Source organism: Superficieibacter sp. BNK-5 (assembly GCF_047456055.1).
GTDB lineage: Bacteria > Pseudomonadota > Gammaproteobacteria > Enterobacterales > Enterobacteriaceae > Superficieibacter.
In genome coordinates, this window is record NZ_CP179893.1 from 3,515,683 (window position 1) to 3,534,538 (window position 18,856).

Below are 18,856 nucleotides of genomic sequence, written 5' to 3' on the forward strand. Positions count from 1 at the left end.
CATGCCCGGCGATGCGTTTTGCCGGGCGTTACTCAGGCCAGCGAGGCGGTAAGGGATATTTGCGTTTCCACCGTAATCGCCTGCGGGCTGGCTTTACCGGCAATCCGCTTAAACAGCAAATCACAGCTCTGTTCGCCCAGTTCTCGGGTTGGCACATCGATTCCACCTGGCGACGGTGTCAGCATAAAAGAAAGCATCTCATTACTGTAACCCACCACCGCAAGCTGCTGTGGAATACTAATATTCCTCTCCGCGGCCACGCGATATAAACTCATTATTTTAAAACTGTCGGTAGCAAATACAGCATCAGGCAACTGAGGCTGGCTTAATAATTTTCTGGCAGCCTCCAGTGCGCTTTCATGAGTATATCCTCCATCAATAATCCATTGCGACCGCAACGGGAAATGATGCTTTTTCAGACTGGTTTTATAGCCATTAAGACGGTCAATTGATACGTGATAATCAAGAGGTGCGTGCAGGCAGGCGATATTTTTATGGCCGCGCTGGATCAACGCATCCGTCAGCGTGACGCTATCGCGAAAATTATCGGTATCGACGGAACAAACGTGTTGATATTGCCCCTCAACTTTGCCGATAACTACCACCGGAACATGGTAACTGTCCAGACGGGCAAAAAAAGTTTCATCGGCAGGTGAACTGAGCATAATAATGCCTTTGATCATCTTCTGCTTAATTTTACTTTCGCATTTCTGTAAATCGTCTTCAGAACTGTGCGAAGTCTGTAAAATAACGTCAAATCCTTCGTCTTCTGCCTTTGCCGTGATAGCGTGCAGCACTTCTGAAAAGAAAGGGTTGCCTGCCGTGGTTTTCGCCGAACGGGTAGAAATAACCATGATCGCGTCAAAACCTGAGGAGGTCAGCGCCCGCGCCAGTTTATTCGGCTGATAGTTTAATTGTTCAATGGCTTGCAGGACTTTTTCCCGCGCTTCAGGGGAGATATTGGTCTGCTTATTCAATACGCGGGAAACCGTCGATTTCGACACGCCGGATACGCGGGCAATATCATAAATAGTGGGTGACATACTTCCAGACTGCTCCGTCATAGCGTCTAAATTGTGACTATCTTACTGGAGATGTGTCTGATTACAACAACAGCGGTTGGATTATCAACAACCTGACCCCATTTTGTATACTCAGGATAAACCGCCCGGCGGCAGCGACAGAGATAAAGGGAAGGGGATGAAGCGACTTAAAAACGAATTCAATGCGCTAATGAATCGTGGTGTGGACAGGCACCTGCGGCTGGCGGTCACTGGCCTGAGCCGCAGCGGAAAAACCGCGTTCATTACGTCAATGGTCAATCAGCTTCTGAACCTGCATGCAGGGGCGCGGCTGCCGCTGCTGAGCGCGGCGCGTGAGGAGCGGTTGTTAGGTGTCAAACGCGTACCGCAGCGCGATTTCGGCGTTCCGCGTTTTACCTATGATGAGGGGCTGGCGCAACTCTACGCCTCGCCGCCCACCTGGCCGACGGCAACCCGAGGCGTCAGCGAGATCACTCTGGCGCTGCGCTTTCGCTCAACGGATTCGCTACTGCGTCACTTCAGGGAAACCTCAACTCTGTATCTGGAAATCGTCGATTATCCCGGGGAATGGCTGCTCGACCTGCCGATGCTGGCGCAGGACTATCTGAGCTGGTCCCGGCAGATGACCGGTCTGTTACAGGGGCAGCGCGCGCAATGGTCTACAAAATGGCGCGAACTTTGTCAGGATCTTGATCCGCTGGCCCCCGCCGATGAAAACCGACTGGCGGAGATCGCCGCCGCCTGGACCGCGTATTTGCACCAGTGTAAAAAAGAGGGACTGCATTTTATCCAGCCCGGCCGCTTCGTGCTGCCCGGCGATATGGCCGGCGCGCCCGCGCTACAGTTTTTCCCGTGGCCGAACGTTGATGAAATCGGCGAATCAACGCTGGCGCAGGCGGGGCGACACACGAATGCCGGGATGCTGCGTGAGCGGTTCAATTATTACTGCGAGAAGGTGGTTAAGGGCTTTTACAAAGAGTACTTCCTGCGCTTTGACCGGCAGATCGTGCTGGTGGATTGTTTGCAACCGCTCAATAGCGGCCCGCAGGCCTTTAACGATATGCGTCTGGCACTGACGCAACTGATGCAGAGTTTTCATTACGGCCAGCGCACGCTGTTCCGCCGCCTTTTTTCGCCGGTCATTGATAAACTGTTGTTCGCCGCGACTAAAGCCGATCACGTGACCCTCGATCAGCACGCCAATATGGTCTCGCTGCTGCAACAGTTGATCCAGGATGCGTGGCAGAATGCGGCCTTTGAAGGCATCGCGATGGACTGTCTGGGTCTCGCATCGGTGCAGGCGACGCAAAGCGGAGTAATCGACGTTGAGGGCGAAAAAGTGCCTGCGCTGCGGGGTCATCGTCTTGATGATGGGACACCGCTGACGGTCTATCCGGGTGAAGTTCCCGCCCGGCTACCGGGGCAGGCGTTCTGGCAAAAGCAGGGATTTCAATTTGAAGCGTTTCGGCCGCCGGTAGTGGATGTCGATAAGCCGTTACCGCATATCCGTATTGACGCGGCGCTGGAGTTCTTAATTGGGGATAAATTGCGATGACTGAACCACTCAAGCCGCGTATCGATTTCGCTGGCCCGCTGGATGCCGAACGGGAAGAGTCGTTCAGGGCGTCCCGGCATTTCAATGATGTCGACTCACAAACGTTTGCTCCGGCAGTGACGGACGATCCGCTTACGGAAGAGGGGCCAGCGGAAGCTGCCGTGGCGGCGGCGCTGCGGCCAAAACGCAGTCTGTGGCGCAAAATGGTGATGACGGGCCTGACGCTGTTTGGCGTCAGCGTTGTCGGACAGGGCGTACAGTGGGCGATGAATGCCTGGCACACCCAGGACTGGGTGGCGCTCGGTGGCTGTGCCGCCGGCGCGCTGATCGTCGGCGCGGGCGTCGGCTCCGTCGCGACCGAATGGCGACGCTTGTGGCGGCTACGGCAGCGGGCGCACGAGCGTGACGAGGCGCGTGAATTGCTCACCAGTCACGGGACCGGCAAAGGCCGCGCGTTTTGTGAAGCGCTGGCGCGTCAGGCGGGTATTGACCAGTCGCATCCTGCGCTACAACGCTGGTACGCCGCGATCCACGAAACGCAGAGTGACCGGGAAATCGTCAGTTTATATGCTCATCTGGTGCAGCCGGTGCTGGATGCGCAGGCGCGGCGTGAAATCAGCCGCTCGGCGGCAGAATCTACCTTGATGATTGCCGTCAGCCCGCTGGCACTGGTGGATATGGCGTTTATCGCCTGGCGTAACCTGCGCCTTATCAACCGTATTGCTACCCTCTACGGCATCGAACTGGGGTATTACAGTCGCCTGCGTCTGTTCCGCCTGGTGCTACTGAACATGGCCTTTGCCGGGGCCAGTGAACTGGTGCGGGAGGTGGGAATGGACTGGATGTCTCAGGATCTTGCCGCCCGGCTGTCAACCCGGGCCGCGCAGGGTATCGGTGCAGGTTTGTTAACCGCCCGGCTGGGCATTAAGGCGATGGAACTGTGCCGTCCCTTGCCGTGGATAGACGGTGATAAGCCGCGTCTGGGCGATTTTCGTCGTCAACTTGTCGGTCAGTTTAAAGAAACGCTCCAGCGCAATAAAACGCCGGGCGACCGCTCACAATAAACACATAATTGCGCTCACAGGCGTAACTTTTCCACTAAGCTGTCAATATTTGTTGACAGCTATCTTCCCGATTGCCTGCGGGTAGCTTATTATTCTTATCATCGTTGACTGTTCAGGGAAAAATCCCATGCGTCTTGAAGTCTTTTGTGAAGATCGACTCGGTCTGGCTCGCGAATTGCTCGATCTGCTGGTGTTGCGCGGTATTGATTTGCGCGGCATTGAGATTGATCCCGTTGGGCGTATTTACCTTAATTTCTCCGAGCTGGAGTTTGACTCTTTCAGCCGACTGATGGCGGAGATCCGTCGCATTGCCGGAGTGACCGATGTTCGTACCGTGCCGTGGATGCCCTCAGAGCGGGAACATCTGGCGCTGAGCGCGTTGCTGGAAGCGATGCCCGATCCGATGTTGTCGCTGGACACCAAAAGCAAAATCGAGCTGGCTAATCCGGCCTGTTGTCAGTTGCTGGGACAAAGTCAGGAGCGGTTGCGCAACCATAATATTGGTCAACTGATTGGCGATTTTAACTTCCTGCGCTGGTTGGAAAATAAACCCACCGACTCCCATACCGAACATGTGGTAGTGAACGGGCAAAACTTCCTGCTGGAGATCACCCCGGTCTTTCTTGAAGGGGAAGATGCCCAGCCGCTGCTGACTGGCGCGGTGGTGATGCTACGCTCAACTGTGCGAATGGGCCGTCAGTTGCAGAACGTCAGTGCCCAGGATGTCAGCGCCTTTAGCCAGATTGTCGCCGTCAGTCCGAAAATGCGTCAGGTGGTTGAACAGGCGCGCAAACTGGCGATGCTGACCGCGCCACTGTTAATAGTTGGTGACACCGGCACCGGAAAAGATCTCATTGCTCACGCCTGCCACCAGGCCAGCCCGCGCGCCACGAAGCCTTATCTGGCGCTCAACTGTGCCTCGATCCCTGAAGATGCGGTGGAGAGCGAATTATTCGGCCATGCGCCGGAAGGCAAGAAAGGGTTTTTCGAACAGGCTAACGGTGGATCGGTCCTGCTGGATGAGATTGGCGAGATGTCGCCGCGTATGCAGGTAAAACTGCTGCGCTTCCTCAATGACGGCACCTTCCGCCGGGTTGGGGAAGATCATGAAATTCACGTCGATGTGCGGGTGATTTGCGCCACGCAAAAAAATCTTCAGGAGCTGGTGCAAAAGGGGCTGTTCCGCGAGGATTTGTACTACCGTCTGAATGTCCTGACCCTGAACCTGCCGCCGCTGCGTGAAAGAACGCAGGATATCATGCCGCTGACCGAGCTATTTGTCGCCCGCTTTGCCGATGAACAAGGTCTTGCACGGCCAAAACTCGCCGCCGATGTCAGCGGGGTCTTAACCCGCTACGCCTGGCCCGGCAACGTGCGCCAGTTGAAGAATGCTATTTATCGTGCGTTGACTCAGCTTGAAGGTTATGAACTGCGCTCGCAGGATATTTTGTTACCGACGAGCAATGTCCAGGTTGAGTTGCCGGGCGAAGAAGCGATGGAAGGTACTCTCGACGATATCACCAGCCGCTTTGAACGTTCCATTCTCATCCAGCTTTACCAAAGCTATCCCAGCACCCGTAAGCTGGCGAAGCGCCTTGGCGTGTCGCATACCGCGATTGCCAACAAACTGCGTGAATACGGGCTGAGCCAGAAAAAAGGTGAAGAGTAAAAATTAAAGGCCCATAGTCGTAATGGGCCTTTTTTCATGAAACGCAACGCTTAGGCTTTCAGCGTTTCCAGCGCCGCAGCGTAGTCAGGTTCAGTGGTGATTTCATTCACCAGCTGGCTGAAGACGACCTTATCGCTTTCATCAATGACGACCACGGCACGGGCAGCAAGCCCTTTCAGTGCGCCTTCCTCAATGCCTACACCATAATCCTGCAAAAACTCAGGGTTACGCAGGGTGGAGAGGGTGACCACATTGCTCAGACCTTCCGCACCACAGAAACGCGAATGGGCGAAAGGCAGATCTGCAGAAATACACAGGACCACAGTGTTATTCACTTCGGTCGCAAGTTGGTTAAACTTACGCACAGAAGCGGCACAAACGCCGGTATCAATGCTTGGAAAAATGTTCAACACTTTGCGTTTACCCGCGTACTGGGCGAGCGTGACATCGGAGAGATCTTTAGCGACCAGTGTAAAAGGCTGAGCCGGAGTGCCAGGCTCAGGAATAACGCCGGAAACGGCGACCGGGTTGCCCTGGAAATGCACGAGTTGTGACATAATTTTCTTCCTGTTTACATATAATTAACGCCAACGCTAGTGTATGACATCAGCAGTTAACACAGCAAACGCTTTTAGCGAGGATCAGTAATGAGAAGCCTGAAAGTTTATGAGGAAGCCTGGCCGCTACATACGCCGTTTGTTATCGCCAGAGGTAGTCGCAGTGAAGCGAAAGTCGTGGTGGTTGAAATTGAAGATGAGGGCGTGAAAGGCGTCGGCGAATGCACACCGTATCCTCGCTATGGTGAAAGTATTGCCTCGGTAATGGCGCAGATCATGACGGTCCATGAACAACTCGAAGCTGGCGCCACGGCGCAGCAAATCCAGCACATGCTGCCTGCTGGCGCAGCCCGTAATGCGGTTGACTGTGCGCTATGGGATTTGGCCGCGCGCAAAGCGGGGCAAACGCTGGGGGGTTATCTCAACGTCGCGCTACCGCAACACGTTTTGACGGCGCAAACGGTGGTCATTGGTGCGCCGGAGCAGATGGCCGCCAGCGCCTCAACGCTGTGGCAAAAGGGCGCGCGTTTACTGAAAATTAAAATGGACGATCATCTGATCAGCGAACGGATAGTGGCCATCCGTGCCGCTGTACCGGAGGCGACGCTGATTGTTGATGCCAACGAATCCTGGAGCAGCGAAGGCCTGGCAGCACGTTGTCAACTGCTGGCCGATCTGGGCGTCGCGATGCTGGAACAACCGCTGCCCGCCGAAGAAGATGAGTCGCTGGCGAATTTCATCCACCCGCTGCCGATTTGCGCCGATGAGAGTTGTCATACCCGCGCCAGTCTGAGCGGGCTATCCGGCCGCTATGAGATGGTCAATATCAAACTGGATAAAACCGGTGGCCTGACCGAGGCGCTGGCGCTGGCGCAGGAGGCCCGCGAGCAGGGGTTTGAGCTAATGCTGGGCTGTATGCTTTGCACCTCGCGCGCCATTACTGCCGCGCTGCCGCTGGTTAATCAGGTACGCTTTGCCGATCTGGATGGCCCCACCTGGCTTGCCGCCGACGTGGAGCCTTCCTTGCACTTTACTACCGGTGAACTTCACCTCTGAGGTTGCCAGCGCAGCAAGCCCGTCATGGCTGACAAATATTTCTCGCTGGCTTCATCACTGGAGATCGGCGGGAATTCGGCGGTAATGCACGGCAGATTGAGATCCGCACACCAGCTACCAAACGAGCCTGGTGTGTCATACCCCACGCTGCCCACCAGCGGCAGGGCAAACGCCTCCGCCAGCCATTCTCCCAGTGGTGAATGATCCGGGTCCTCAATGCAGGCCAGCGGATCGTGGAAGGACACTACCCAGGCTGGGTGGATCTGCTGGATCAACTGACAAAGCGCCTGGGTTTCCGGTTCCGAACCCGGCGCGTCGCCGGTCAGCAGGACCACATCACGCTGCGGGGCTGCGCTGTTCCAGCGATAGACCGTTTCGCCCGCCTTCCAGTTGGCCGCCGGAAAATTGCGGTTGAGATCGACCCCGTTAGCGTTTGCCCGTAACCCGAGCTGGCAGCCATCAGGATTGACGGTCAACACCACGTGATGACGCCGCAGTTCAGGGGCCAGAGTGCGCAGCGCGCAGGAGAGGGTGACGATAGATGCGTTTTCATCGCCGTGCGTTCCGGCAATAATTAATCCGCTGTCGCGCTCGGCCAGCGGCGCAGGAAACCACAGTAGCGGTGCGCCAAGTAATGAGCGTCCATAGTGCAATGTACCGGGCGGAAACGCGCCGCGCTCGGTACGGGGGCGAGTTATTGTCATCATTCACCTCGAACAATCCATTTGATCTCACAGTATAGTAATTTGCGGCAACGTCAATTTCCTGACATAAGTCGTTTGCATTTCTTTTAAGCAAAACAAATAATTAATTCATTCTGTTTTCAATTGCCGGGGAAGCTCATGAAGTATCCTGTTTCGTTGACCTGCTGTGCGCTGTGTTTTAGTTCGCTTTCATCTTTTTCATTTGCTGCGGAGATCCCGCCTGGTACGGTGCTGGCTGAGAAACAGGAACTGGTGCGCCATATTAAAGATGAGCCTGCTACGCTGGACCCGGCAAAAGCCGTTGGCCTGCCGGAAATACAGGTTATCCGCGATTTGTTTGAAGGCCTGGTTAACCAAAATGCCAAAGGGGAGATTGTTCCCGGCGTCGCGAGTAAATGGCAGTCCAGCGATAATCGGGTCTGGACATTTACCTTGCGTGATAATGCGCAGTGGTCGGATGGTACGCCGGTAACGGCGCAGGATTTCGTCTATAGCTGGCAGCGGCTGGTCGATCCTAAAACGCTGTCTCCCTTTGCCTGGTTCGCCGCGCTGGCTGGGATTAACAATGCGCAGGCAATTATCGACGGCAAAATGACGCCGGATAAACTGGGCGTGAGCGCTGTCGATGCCCATACGTTCCGCGTTCAACTGGATAAACCGCTTCCCTGGTTTACGAGTCTTACCGCCAGTTTTGCGTTTTATCCAGTGCAAAAAGCCAATGCCGAAAGCGGTAAAGAGTGGACCCGCCCCGGTAAACTCATCGGTAACGGCGCGTATGTGTTAAAAGATCGGGTAGTTAATGAGAAACTGGTGGTAGAGCCAAACAGTCACTATTGGGATAACGCCAATACCGTTCTCAAGAAAGTCACTTTTATGCCAATTAACCAGGAATCAGCGGCCACTAAACGCTATCTGGCTGGCGGCATTGATATTACAGAATCCTTCCCGAAAAACCTGTATCAAAAGCTGCTTAAGGATATTCCAGGTCAGGTTTATACGCCGCCGCAGCTGGGGACCTATTATTACGCCTTTAATACCGAGAAAGGACCGACTGCCGATGCGCGGGTTCGTCTGGCCCTGAGCATGACAATTGACCGTAGTCTGATAGCGGAAAAAGTGCTTGGCACCGGCGAAAAACCGGCATGGCATTTTACCCCAGACGTCACGGCAGGCTTCACGCCGCAAAAAACGCAGTTTGAAGAGATGAGCCAGGCGGAACGTAATGCGCAGGCGAAAACGTTGCTTCAGGCGGCAGGCTACGGCCCGGATCGTCCGCTAAAGCTGACGCTGCTCTATAACACCTCTGAGAACCACCAGAAAATTGCGATTGCCGTGGCATCGATGTGGAAGAAAAACCTCGGCGTAGACGTTAAGCTGCAAAATCAGGAATGGAAAACCTATATCGACTCGCGGAATACCGGCAATTTTGATGTGATCCGCGCATCGTGGGTAGGAGATTATAACGAACCTTCCACCTTTTTATCGCTGTTGACATCAACACATAGCGGAAATATCGCCCGCTTCAAAAACCCGGCTTACGATAAAATCATTAATCAGGCGACGCTTGAAACCACGGCGGCAGCGAGAAATGCCGATTACAATGCCGCTGAGCATATCATCGCGGAGCAGGCCCCGATTGCGCCCATTTACCAGTACACCAATGGACGATTGATTAAACCGTGGCTAAAAGGTTACCCCATCAATAACCCGGAAGACGTCGCCTATAGCCGGACGATGTATATCATCAAACACTAAAACCATCCCGCCTCCTCAACGCTGGTGCCTTGTCGCACCAGCGTAACGTTCTCAGTAATTCCGTTGCGTGATACGGCGTGCAGATCCTGGTGTCTGCCAATAACCGCTTGTTGCTGTCACACCAAAAATGCATAATCGAGCATGAAATCACTTATATGCTTGTAAATTGCTCGCAATCCATCACAATCGAGCGTGTGGGTTGTTTTATTACCGCGCTGATGCTCGTGGTTTTACGATTCAGTAGGGTATGGCACAAAAATATGAAATTACGTGAAGGGGGTTAAGATGAAAATTGCCCATATTGCATTATGGACGCAGGATCTGGAGCGGCAGGCGTGCTTCTGGGTCGAGTTTTTCGGCGGCGATATAAACGAGAAATATTGCAGTAAAACTAATCACGGCTTTGAATCTTATTTCGTGACGATCAACAACGCGATTGCTATTGAGTTAATGACCAAACCCGGACTCACTCAGGTCACGGCAGATAATAACGGGACCGGATGGGTTCACCTGGCGATTTCACTTGGCAGTCAGCAGGCGGTAGATGCTATGGCGAGTCGGGCAGAAGCGCAGGGCATTCTGGTTTCGAAGCCGCGTACCACAGGGGATGGTTATTACGAGGCAGTGATTAGCGATCCGGATGGCAATTTAATTGAGATAGTTGAATAAACGTTCAGCCCCCGGCAGGCGGGGGCTGAAGTCATACCTTAAAAGGCCGGGTTAGAATTTCTTATCGTCATCGAAACGATCTTTGTCTAACAGACGGTCTTTATCGGAAGCGGATTTATCAACTTCAACTTCCTGACGACGGACCGTGTCACGCACTGTTTCGGTACGCTCAGTCCGTTCGGTATCAATACCAACTTCTTCACGAATATGCGCTGTTTTATTAACGACCGGCACTTCGTGAGACTCTTCTACTTCGATCGTTTTATCTGACCAGTCGACATCGTGCAGATAAGCCGGCTCATCTACCGCTGAACGGAAGACATTGGCATGATGCTCGGTCAAAGAAATATCCTCAGACACATCTTCTTCGGTCGTATAACGGCGCAGACGGATTTTACCGTCGCTGACCCGGCGCTTACTGATATCAACTTCTTCTTCCGCCAGTTTCAGTGTTTCGCGATTAGCATCATCTGTAAGTGTGCGGTCACGCGTCAGATCGCGGGTGTCAGAGAGATCGTCGGTATCAGTGATTTCATCAGAGGCACTCCAGTCACGGGTTCGTTCTGATGCGCTGACGGTATCGGTATCGACGGCACGCACTCCACCGACGTTTGGCGGAATATTACCTGTTGGGGCTACGCCACTCACACCGCCTGTCCCTACGCCGGAAACGGGGTTATCGACAGGGCGGACGCCCCCGATATCCGCTGCGGTGGTGCTGTCTACTTCACCAAGATAATCGCGCTCAGTTGTCGGATCATAGGAGCCGCGTAGCGAAGAGTAGTCGCTGGAATAACTGTCGAGCAGGGCCTCAACACGGTCCGCTTCGTCTTTATCCACGCGGGCGGTCAGTAGCACCCCGCCAAGCTGAATGGCTTTGTTATATTCGGTGGCGTAGTCATCATCGACATCGTCCCCGAACAGTCTCTGCCAGAAACTCGGATGGCGAATTTCTTTATCTTCAACGCGTAATCTTTCGCCCGATATAATATCAATATGACTTTCCGGGATACCTTCAGCGATGAGCTTTTCTTTCGCTGCTGCTGCCTGCTGGGGTTGCTCGAAGGCGGTAACGATTTTTTCATGAGCCATCTGAGATTCTCCTCGTGCTTAGGTTACGGGGTATGTTATTAATCTAATTCCTCATCCGTGGAAATATCTAATTCCTGACGTCTTAATACGACGCTTTCCTGAAAATGTTCGCTGGTAAGTATTTTTTTAACGTGAATCTCCTCTACCAGAACCTGACGGCGTATTATTTCCACCTCTTCCCGAATCACCGGGATGATATAAATATCACCCTCCTGTCGGGCGGTGGGGACGTTATCAGGTTGTATAACCTCATTTTTAGTAACGCGATGTATTATTGCTTCTTCGCGGGTAAGGTCAGCTTCGATGATCTGCTCATCAGAAACCGTCTTACGAGAAATCTGGATCCGACGATCGACGATTTTTTCTTTCGATACGGTAATTTTTTCTTCCGCTAGCGGCATCGTTTTATCTGGCGTTGACGTAGTATTATTTATAGCATCTTTATTTTGCATATAACGTTTAAGCCTGTGATTTTAAGAATGTTCTTTGTTCAGATAAATAATCGTCTAACGTTGCTGTCAATGTATTTAAGCATAGACCAAACGGTATTTTTCGCCGCGATCTAATTATGTAAAAATGTTAACAGACAATTTTTAGACGCGTAAGCCTGTGCGAGTTGCAGCGGAAGGGAGGGCAAAATCAAACAATGATGTCAGCGAAGGGCGAGGGTAAAAAAACTCTCAGGAACATGAAATCCAGATGTTCCTGAGAGAATGCAATGTGCATTATCATTACAAGAAAGGCTAATTTAAGGGATAAATCCTGAAAAAGATAGGCTATTAATAACTTTATAATTTTTGCTGTTTATTGGTTTGTTTCTAATGAAGGCTTGTCTTGGCCTGGCGTGATAGCGGGAGAGGAACGCTGGCAGTCGGTAAGAAAAGCCCCTTGCGGGGCTGTTAAACTCAATGCGGGACTTCAGCGACGTTCTTAACTTCAGATTTATTAATCTGCTGTTTCACGCCGTTAGCGTCTTTATAGCCCAGCAGGCCGGTTTCAGATTCCTGCGGTTTACCATCGCTGATAATGGTCCGACCATCATTGGTATGAATGGCGTAGCTCGTGCGTGTGCAGCCGGAAAGGGCAGTGGCGGCCAGCAGAACGCTAAGGGGTATAATTAACGCTTTTTTCATGTTTATCCTCGCTACTCTGTTGTTTTGTCAGAACTAAAGTATAGCAGCGAGGATATAGTTTGCAGGGTAACTACAAAAATTAGCAGGATTTACGCTTAAATTTGATTTTTTATCTCGGGTAGTAGCGGATCAATAAAAGCAGGCTGGTGTGGCATTACAGCAGTTGATACGCGGTGTTGAAGCAATTCTGCGATCTCACAGGCCGGCACTGGATGTGCCAGCAAAAATCCCTGTAAATAGTCACAGCCAAGGCTGGATAACAGATGCTTCTGCTCCACCGTCTCAATACCCTGGGCAACCACGCTCATATGCATGGAATGTGCAACCTCAATAATATTGGACACAATGGCCATGTTTTTACCGTTATAGCGGATATCTTTGATTAGACTGCGATTAATTTTTAATTGTTGTACCGGTAAATCTTTTAACAGCATCACGTTGGTATAACCTGTACCAAAATTATCAATCGCCAGCGTTAATCCTGACCGCATAAACGCCGTCAGCATCCTCAGGCTGTACTCGGGATTATTAAGCGCAATGGACTCAACAATTTTGAGGGTCAGCCGGGCAGGAGAGACAGAATACTTTTCTAACATTGCGCAGATCAGCGTATGAATGTCCTCCTGCGCAAACTGGATGGCAGAAAGCGTGATGGATAACGTCAGCTCACCATGGCCTTCCTCACTCCATGCGTTAAGCTGGCGGCAGGCTTCTTCAATCACCCATTGTCCTGCGGGCAGGATCTGACCATTTTTTTCCAGCGCAGGAAGAAATGCATCCGGCAATACAATGCCATTCACCGGATGACGCCAGCGTAAGAGCGCTTCGAAGCCATAAAGTGCTTCGGTCCCGTTACTGTATATTGGCTGATACCATAATTCGAATTGCTGTAGCGCCAGCGCCTGCGTGATATCCTGCTCAAGCGTTATAGTCGTATGGCCTTGCGGCATGGTGTGCGGATCATACATTGCCCAGTTATTGTGGCCCTGACGCTTAATACTGTTCATTGCCGTCGTGGCATTCATTTTAAGTTGATGCGAATTTTCACCGTCGCGCGGGAACATCGCCACGCCTGCGCTGAGTGAGAGGTTGAGCAACTGCCCGGCTTCATAGACCGGGCGGCGGACCGCATCAAGGATCCCTGCGATAAGATCGGTCGCTTCACCTTCGCTGGTGTCAGGCACCAGCAGCATAAACTCATCGTCTCCCAGTCGTGCCAGCAGCATTTTCGGCCTTAAGCGAGCGCTCAGACGGTTGGCGACCGACATTAATAGCCTGTCGCCCGCGGCATGACCTAGCGTATCGTTAATGAATTTAAAACCATCGAGGTCCATCACCATCACGGCGAACGTGGCGCGAACGTGCTGTGCGTTGCGCAGACATTCCTCCAGGCGAACGTCCATCTGAATACGGTTTGCCAGCCCAGTGAGCGCATCGTAGCGTGATTGCCGCTCCAGCTGCAGATTCAACTGCTCAAGATCTTCCGTCAGGCGCGTCGTGCGAACCTGGGAATCAATCATTGAAAATATCAGCATGCAGCCTAACAGCAGGAGCGTGGTGGCCGTCACCCACAGGGAAAGACCGTGCTCACTCATTCCGCCAGCAAGAGCGGCACCATGGCCGCCAAAGGTTGCCGCTCCCATGCCGATATAATGAACCGCGGCGACTGCCAGGCCCATAACCGTTGCGGCGAGAATACGATGAGAAAGCCGGTTTTTATGCCGTTGCCGCAGGCTGAATGTCAGCCACAGGGCAGTGCCGCAGGCGACTAAAGCCACAAGTACTGACAGGGCAATAAGAGGCTTGTTCCATAAAAGGGTTCCGTGAAATCTCAGCGCTGACATCCCGGTATAATGCATGGTAACCACGCCACCGCTGAGGATCCCTGTCGCCAGAATCCATCGTTTTGGGGCGAGTGCGCTACCTGACACCGCAATCGTTATTGCCGCGATGGCACTGCCAATCGCTACCAGCAGTGAAATAAACGTCAAGGGGAAATCGTAGCGCATCGGCATGGCCATCCTCATGGATAACATGCCGATAAAATGCATTGACCAGATCCCAAGACCCAGCGTTGCACCGGCGGCAAATCGCCAGAAGAGATCCGTTTTATGTTGTGAAAGCGTAATTTTCGCGGCGCAGTCAAGGGCCACGAAGGAGGCAATGAAAGCAACAAGAAAAGAGACGCCGATTAACATCGGGTCCCATGAAACGAGAAACATCATGCCGTCCAGAAAAAAATAAGATAAGTCTAATTTAGCAGTAAAATTGCGTTTTGCGTTACTCATTCTCTTGCCAGGAGAGAATATATTTTCCTTTACAGAAAGCTGTTTTAGCCCATCCTGGACCGCAGTTTAAGCAGCAGGAGGTTCAGAAAGTTTTGACTATTCGTTAGCAGGTTAATTAATTCATTATATACCGTGCATTTTAAAATTATTTTTTCAGGACCGTATCACTTGTACATAAATGCCAATTTATTCAGCTTTCGGTGGGAGGTGACTTATGTAAAACCAATTATCCTTTCGCTTACAGTTGCTTAACTCCGGTACATGGCTAGACTAACCACAAGAATGATGAATAACGGAGGCGCTGTGGACGTCTTAAAGGGATCGGATGTTAATGTGCCTGATGCGGTATTCGCCTGGCAGCTGGATGGTAAAGGTGGGGTAAAGCCCCTGCAAAATGGCGATCGTATTGACGGGCAGCATCCGTGCTGGCTCCATTTGAACTATACCCATCCTGATAGCGCACAATGGCTCTCTACCACGCCATTACTACCCAATAACGTGCGTGATGCGCTGGCAGGGGAAAGCCTGCGCCCACGTGTCAGCCGTCTGGGAGAGGGAACGCTAATCACGTTGCGCTGTATTAACGGCAGTACCGACGAGCGCCCCGATCAGCTGGTGGCGATGCGGGTCTATATGGATGAGCGGCTGATTGTCTCAACCCGTCAGCGTAAGGTGCTGGCGCTGGATGATGTGGTGAGCGACCTCCAGGAAGGCACTGGTCCCACCGATTGTGGCGGGTGGCTGGTTGATGTTTGTGACGCTCTGACCGATCATGCCAGTGAGTTTATTGAAGAACTGCATGATCGGATTATCGATCTTGAAGACAATTTGCTCGATCAGGAGATCCCCCCGCGGGGTTTTCTGGCGCTGCTGCGCAAACAGCTTATTGTGATGCGCCGCTATATGGCTCCCCAGCGCGATGTTTTTGCCCGCCTTTCCAGTGAGCGTCTGCCGTGGATGAATGACGATCAACGGCAGCGGATGAAAGATATTGCGGACCGTCTGGGGCGTGGGCTGGATGAAATTGACGCCTGCATTTCACGCACCGCGGTGATGACCGATGAAATTACCCAAATCACCCAGGAATCCCTGTCGCGGCGAACCTATACCATGTCGCTGATGGCCATGGTTTTTTTGCCCAGCACCTTCTTAACCGGCTTGTTTGGCGTCAACCTCGGAGGCATTCCTGGCGGCAACTGGCATTATGGTTTTGCGGCCTTCTGTATCATGTTAGTTATCTTAATCGGTGGCGTTACATGGTGGTTGCATCGCAGTAAATGGCTGTAAAAATTAACTTTTTTAACATAAATTGAACATAAAAACGGCTGTTTTATTGCGCGAAGTCAAAAAAGCTTCTACCCATTCGGTGCAATATAACTCCCGCAGGTGAATGCAACGTCAAGCGATGGGCGTTGCGCTCCATATTGTCTTACTTCCTTTTTTGAATTACTGCATAGCACAATTGATTCGTACGACGCCGGCTTAGATTAGTCGGCTTTTTTTTTGCCTCCTGCACTACAGCATCTACCTTTAAAGAGGTGTTCCGTAACTGAGGAGTTAAAAATGTCGAGTCTCTCGCTACTTTTTCTTATCCCATCTGCGCAATCCGATCCGGTCCCCGTCGATCCGGTGCCCGTTCCCGATCCCATTCCACGTCCACAACCTATGCCGGACCCGCCACCGGATGAAGTGCCGATTAAATTGTCGCATCACAGCCGCAGATCTGCGAGGATACGCGCCTGCTGATTGCTCCTTTGATAATGAGATGAGATTGTGACTGCTTTTTCAACGCTGAACGTTTTGCCTGCCGCCCAGCTCGGGAACCTTAACGAGCTGGGATATCTTTCGATGACGCCCGTCCAGGCGGCGGCGCTGCCCGCGATTCTGGCGGGTAAGGATGTCCGGGTGCAGGCAAAAACCGGCAGCGGGAAAACGGCGGCATTTGGCCTGGGCCTGCTACAGCACATCGACGCCGGACGTTTCGAAACGCAGTCGCTAGTGCTGTGTCCGACCCGTGAACTGGCGGATCAGGTCGCCAGTGAACTGCGACGTCTGGCGCGTTTTCTGCCTAATATCAAAATTCTGACGCTGTGCGGCGGTCAACCGTTCGGTGCGCAGCGTGATTCCCTGCAACATGCGCCGCATATCATCGTTGCCACGCCGGGTCGTTTGCTGGATCACCTGCAAAAAAATACCGTTTCGCTGGACGCGCTTCAGACACTGGTAATGGATGAAGCGGACAGGATGCTGGATATGGGATTTAGCGAGGCAATTGATGATGTCATTCGCTTTGCCCCGGCGTCTCGTCAGACGCTGCTGTTTTCCGCCACCTGGCCTGCGGCCATTGACGCGATCAGCGGCCGGGTACAGCGCGAGCCGCTGACGATTGAGATTGACAGCGTGGACGCGCTTCCTGCCGTAGAGCAACAGTTCTATGAAGTTTCACGCGGCGGTAAAATTCCGCTGCTGCAAAAATTGCTCAGTCAGCACCGCCCCGCCTCCTGCGTGGTGTTCTGTAATACCAAAAAAGATTGCCAGGCGGTCTGTGACACGCTTAACGAATCAGGACAGAGCACGCTGGCGCTGCATGGTGACCTTGAACAGCGCGACCGCGATCAGACACTGGTTCGCTTTGCCAATGGCAGCGCTCGCGTCCTGGTGGCAACCGACGTGGCGGCGCGTGGACTGGATATTAAATCGCTGGAGCTGGTCATTAACTACGAGCTGGCATGGGATCCGGAAGTCCATGTACACCGTATAGGCCGTACCGCGCGTGCCGGAAACAGCGGGCTGGCCATCAGTCTCTGCGCGCCGGAAGAAGCACAGCGCGCCAATATCCTCGCTGAAATGTTGCAACTCAACCTTAACTGGCTGGGCGCGCCGACGGGCATCAGTATCGTTCCGTTAGAAGCCGACATGGTGACCCTGTGCATTGACGGCGGCAAAAAAGCCAAAATGCGGGCAGGGGATGTGCTGGGCGCACTGACTGGCGATATGGGGCTGACGGGTGCAGACATTGGCAAGATTGATGTACATCCGGCACACGTCTATGTCGCCGTGCGCCAGAACGTTTCGCGTCAGGCCTGGAAGCAGTTACAGAATGGAAAAATCAAAGGGAAATCGGTTCGCGTTCGTTTGTTGAAATAAACCGTTTTCTGCGGCTCAGGCATTTTCATGCCTGAGCACGCCTTAATCACTTCACTTCTACCACGTTCAAACGCAACTCATCACGCAATGCGTCTTCTTCTTCCGGCTGCCACCCCGCCGGGTGCAGTGGAATATCTTCGCGATCAAACGCCAGATCGCCGCCGTCAACCACCTCAGAACCGTGTTGAATACCTTTGAAATCAAACAGGCTGGTATCGCTCAGATGGGAAGGTACGACGTTCTGCATGGCGCTGAACATGGTTTCAATCCGCCCCGGATAGCGCTTATCCCAGTCACGCAGCATATCGCCAATGATCTGCCGCTGCAGGTTAGGCTGTGAACCGCACAGGTTACATGGAATAATGGGAAAGTCTTTAGCCTCAGAGAAACGGATGATATCTTTCTCGCGGCAGTAGGCCAGCGGGCGAATAACAATGTGCTTGCCATCATCGCTCATCAGCTTCGGCGGCATGCCTTTCATCTTGCCGCCGTAGAACATGTTGAGAAACAGCGTCTGTAAAATATCATCGCGGTGATGACCCAGCGCAATTTTAGTCGCCCCCAGCTCGGTCGCCGTGCGGTATAAAATGCCGCGACGCAGACGCGAGCACAGTGAGCAGGTGGTTTTGCCTTCAGGGATTTTCTCTTTCACAATCCCGTAAGTATTTTCCTCAACAATTTTATACTCGACGCCCAGTTGCTCCAGGTACGCCGGCAGAATATGTTCCGGAAAGCCCGGCTGCTTCTGGTCGAGGTTAACCGCCACCAGCGAAAAGTTGATCGGCGCGCTTTGCTGAAGATTGCGTAAGATCTCAAGCATGGTATAGCTATCTTTGCCACCTGACAGGCAAACCATAATCCGGTCGCCTTCTTCAATCATATTGAAATCAGCAATGGCTTCGCCCACGTTGCGGCGCAGACGTTTCTGGAGCTTGTTGAGGTTGTACTGATCTTTCTTACTTACGTCTTGATTCTGACTCATTGACTCGCTACTCAAGTATTGAAGGCGCAACCGGCTGGTAGCACGGTTATCTATGGCGTGTATGGTACGGATTACGGCGGCGAATGCCAGCACGTTTTACCGCAGCGTTCTACCGGCACCCAATACTGCTACGGAACAGAGC

General features: G+C 52.7%; 17 protein-coding genes. 9 read left to right on the plus strand and 8 right to left on the minus strand.

Annotated elements, in window-relative coordinates; genetic code table 11:
* Positions 1–32: 32 nt before the first annotated feature.
* Positions 33–1,043: a LacI family DNA-binding transcriptional regulator gene (locus ACMGGS_RS16805; RefSeq protein WP_414163563.1), complete on the minus strand. Its 1,011-nt coding sequence runs from the start codon at positions 1,041–1,043 to the stop codon at positions 33–35.
* Between the two features lie 157 nt (positions 1,044–1,200).
* Here ACMGGS_RS16805 and ACMGGS_RS16810 point away from each other — a divergent pair, with 157 nt between their 5' ends.
* From ACMGGS_RS16810 to tyrR, 3 genes are all read left to right on the plus strand, one after another.
* A complete protein-coding gene (locus ACMGGS_RS16810; RefSeq protein WP_414163564.1) occupies positions 1,201–2,598 on the plus strand; it encodes a YcjX family protein in 1,398 nt (465 codons plus the stop codon).
* A complete protein-coding gene (locus ACMGGS_RS16815; RefSeq protein ID WP_414163565.1) occupies positions 2,595–3,662 on the plus strand; it encodes a TIGR01620 family protein in 1,068 nt (355 codons plus the stop codon). The genes ACMGGS_RS16810 and ACMGGS_RS16815 overlap by 4 nt, the downstream gene beginning before the upstream one ends.
* Before the next feature lie 127 nt (positions 3,663–3,789).
* Positions 3,790–5,331: a transcriptional regulator TyrR gene (gene tyrR / locus ACMGGS_RS16820; RefSeq protein WP_414163566.1), complete on the plus strand. Its 1,542-nt coding sequence runs from the start codon at positions 3,790–3,792 to the stop codon at positions 5,329–5,331.
* Positions 5,332–5,381: 50 nt separating this feature from the next.
* Here the strand turns inward: tyrR and tpx are convergent, their stop codons facing one another.
* Positions 5,382–5,888: a thiol peroxidase gene (gene tpx, locus ACMGGS_RS16825; RefSeq protein WP_414163567.1), complete on the minus strand. Its 507-nt coding sequence runs from the start codon at positions 5,886–5,888 to the stop codon at positions 5,382–5,384.
* A 90-nt stretch (positions 5,889–5,978) separates the two neighbouring features.
* Here tpx and ycjG point away from each other — a divergent pair, with 90 nt between their 5' ends.
* Positions 5,979–6,944 carry an L-Ala-D/L-Glu epimerase gene (ycjG, locus tag ACMGGS_RS16830; protein WP_414163568.1) on the plus strand — a complete coding sequence of 322 codons (966 nt, stop codon included), beginning with the start codon at positions 5,979–5,981 and terminating at the stop codon, positions 6,942–6,944.
* Here the strand turns inward: ycjG and mpaA are convergent.
* Positions 6,935–7,648 carry a murein tripeptide amidase MpaA gene (gene mpaA / locus ACMGGS_RS16835; RefSeq protein ID WP_414166298.1) on the minus strand — a complete coding sequence of 238 codons (714 nt, stop codon included), beginning with the start codon at positions 7,646–7,648 and terminating at the stop codon, positions 6,935–6,937. The genes ycjG and mpaA overlap by 10 nt on opposite strands.
* Positions 7,649–7,786: 138 nt before the next feature.
* Here mpaA and ACMGGS_RS16840 point away from each other — a divergent pair, with 138 nt between their 5' ends.
* Together ACMGGS_RS16840 and ACMGGS_RS16845 are read left to right on the plus strand one after the other, a co-directional pair.
* Positions 7,787–9,403 (plus strand): peptide ABC transporter substrate-binding protein, encoded by a 1,617-nt coding sequence (locus ACMGGS_RS16840; RefSeq protein WP_414163569.1) that lies wholly within the window; start codon positions 7,787–7,789, stop codon positions 9,401–9,403.
* Positions 9,404–9,688: 285 nt separating this feature from the next.
* Entirely contained in the window at positions 9,689–10,072 is a 384-nt protein-coding gene (locus ACMGGS_RS16845; protein ID WP_414163570.1) for a VOC family protein, read from the plus strand.
* Between the two features lie 51 nt (positions 10,073–10,123).
* Here ACMGGS_RS16845 and ACMGGS_RS16850 read toward each other — a convergent pair whose 3' ends face one another.
* The 4 genes from ACMGGS_RS16850 to ACMGGS_RS16865 all read right to left on the minus strand — a co-directional run bounded on the left by ACMGGS_RS16850 (position 10,124) and on the right by ACMGGS_RS16865 (position 14,522).
* Positions 10,124–11,164, minus strand: coding sequence for a YsnF/AvaK domain-containing protein (locus tag ACMGGS_RS16850; protein ID WP_414163571.1), 1,041 nt, complete (start codon positions 11,162–11,164; stop codon positions 10,124–10,126).
* Positions 11,165–11,202: 38 nt separating this feature from the next.
* Positions 11,203–11,616 (minus strand): YsnF/AvaK domain-containing protein, encoded by a 414-nt coding sequence (locus ACMGGS_RS16855; protein WP_414163572.1) that lies wholly within the window; start codon positions 11,614–11,616, stop codon positions 11,203–11,205.
* Between the two features lie 453 nt (positions 11,617–12,069).
* The gene (locus tag ACMGGS_RS16860) at positions 12,070–12,297 is read right to left on the minus strand and encodes a YgdI/YgdR family lipoprotein (protein WP_176918125.1); all 228 of its coding nucleotides are present in this window, start codon (positions 12,295–12,297) and stop codon (positions 12,070–12,072) included.
* Between the two features lie 95 nt (positions 12,298–12,392).
* Positions 12,393–14,522: a putative bifunctional diguanylate cyclase/phosphodiesterase gene (locus ACMGGS_RS16865; protein ID WP_414163573.1), complete on the minus strand. Its 2,130-nt coding sequence runs from the start codon at positions 14,520–14,522 to the stop codon at positions 12,393–12,395.
* A 366-nt stretch (positions 14,523–14,888) separates the two neighbouring features.
* On the opposite strand from ACMGGS_RS16865, the gene zntB reads away from it, so the two are divergent.
* The 3 genes from zntB to dbpA all read left to right on the plus strand — a co-directional run bounded on the left by zntB (position 14,889) and on the right by dbpA (position 17,732).
* Positions 14,889–15,872, plus strand: a complete 984-nt coding sequence (zntB, locus tag ACMGGS_RS16870) for a zinc transporter ZntB (RefSeq protein WP_414163574.1) — start codon at positions 14,889–14,891, stop codon at positions 15,870–15,872.
* A gap of 276 nt (positions 15,873–16,148) precedes the next feature.
* Positions 16,149–16,331, plus strand: coding sequence for a hypothetical protein (locus tag ACMGGS_RS16875; RefSeq protein WP_176918122.1), 183 nt, complete (start codon positions 16,149–16,151; stop codon positions 16,329–16,331).
* Positions 16,332–16,358: 27 nt separating this feature from the next.
* Complete coding sequence (dbpA, locus tag ACMGGS_RS16880; protein WP_414163575.1) at positions 16,359–17,732, plus strand: ATP-dependent RNA helicase DbpA; 1,374 nt, start codon at positions 16,359–16,361, stop codon at positions 17,730–17,732.
* Between the two features lie 46 nt (positions 17,733–17,778).
* Here the strand turns inward: dbpA and ttcA are convergent, their stop codons facing one another.
* Complete coding sequence (gene ttcA / locus ACMGGS_RS16885; protein ID WP_414163576.1) at positions 17,779–18,714, minus strand: tRNA 2-thiocytidine(32) synthetase TtcA; 936 nt, start codon at positions 18,712–18,714, stop codon at positions 17,779–17,781.
* Between the last annotated feature and the right edge of the window lie 142 nt (positions 18,715–18,856).

What these genes read in the sequence shown, in the direction of transcription:
- ACMGGS_RS16840 (WP_414163569.1), top strand. Translation starts at nt 7,787, where the DNA reads ATGAAGTATCCTGTTTCGTTGACCTGCTGTGCGCTGTGTTTTAGTTCG.
- ACMGGS_RS16875 (WP_176918122.1), top strand. Translation starts at nt 16,149, where the DNA reads ATGTCGAGTCTCTCGCTACTTTTTCTTATCCCATCTGCGCAATCCGAT.
- ACMGGS_RS16865 (WP_414163573.1), bottom strand. Translation starts at nt 14,522, where the DNA reads ATGATGTTTCTCGTTTCATGGGACCCGATGTTAATCGGCGTCTCTTTT.
- ACMGGS_RS16810 (WP_414163564.1), top strand. Translation starts at nt 1,201, where the DNA reads ATGAAGCGACTTAAAAACGAATTCAATGCGCTAATGAATCGTGGTGTG.
- tyrR (WP_414163566.1), top strand. Translation starts at nt 3,790, where the DNA reads ATGCGTCTTGAAGTCTTTTGTGAAGATCGACTCGGTCTGGCTCGCGAA.
- tpx (WP_414163567.1), bottom strand. Translation starts at nt 5,888, where the DNA reads ATGTCACAACTCGTGCATTTCCAGGGCAACCCGGTCGCCGTTTCCGGC.
- ACMGGS_RS16845 (WP_414163570.1), top strand. Translation starts at nt 9,689, where the DNA reads ATGAAAATTGCCCATATTGCATTATGGACGCAGGATCTGGAGCGGCAG.
- ACMGGS_RS16850 (WP_414163571.1), bottom strand. Translation starts at nt 11,164, where the DNA reads ATGGCTCATGAAAAAATCGTTACCGCCTTCGAGCAACCCCAGCAGGCA.
- mpaA (WP_414166298.1), bottom strand. Translation starts at nt 7,648, where the DNA reads ATGACAATAACTCGCCCCCGTACCGAGCGCGGCGCGTTTCCGCCCGGT.
- ACMGGS_RS16855 (WP_414163572.1), bottom strand. Translation starts at nt 11,616, where the DNA reads ATGCAAAATAAAGATGCTATAAATAATACTACGTCAACGCCAGATAAA.
- ACMGGS_RS16805 (WP_414163563.1), bottom strand. Translation starts at nt 1,043, where the DNA reads ATGTCACCCACTATTTATGATATTGCCCGCGTATCCGGCGTGTCGAAA.
- ACMGGS_RS16815 (WP_414163565.1), top strand. Translation starts at nt 2,595, where the DNA reads ATGACTGAACCACTCAAGCCGCGTATCGATTTCGCTGGCCCGCTGGAT.
- ACMGGS_RS16860 (WP_176918125.1), bottom strand. Translation starts at nt 12,297, where the DNA reads ATGAAAAAAGCGTTAATTATACCCCTTAGCGTTCTGCTGGCCGCCACT.
- ycjG (WP_414163568.1), top strand. Translation starts at nt 5,979, where the DNA reads ATGAGAAGCCTGAAAGTTTATGAGGAAGCCTGGCCGCTACATACGCCG.
- ttcA (WP_414163576.1), bottom strand. Translation starts at nt 18,714, where the DNA reads ATGAGTCAGAATCAAGACGTAAGTAAGAAAGATCAGTACAACCTCAAC.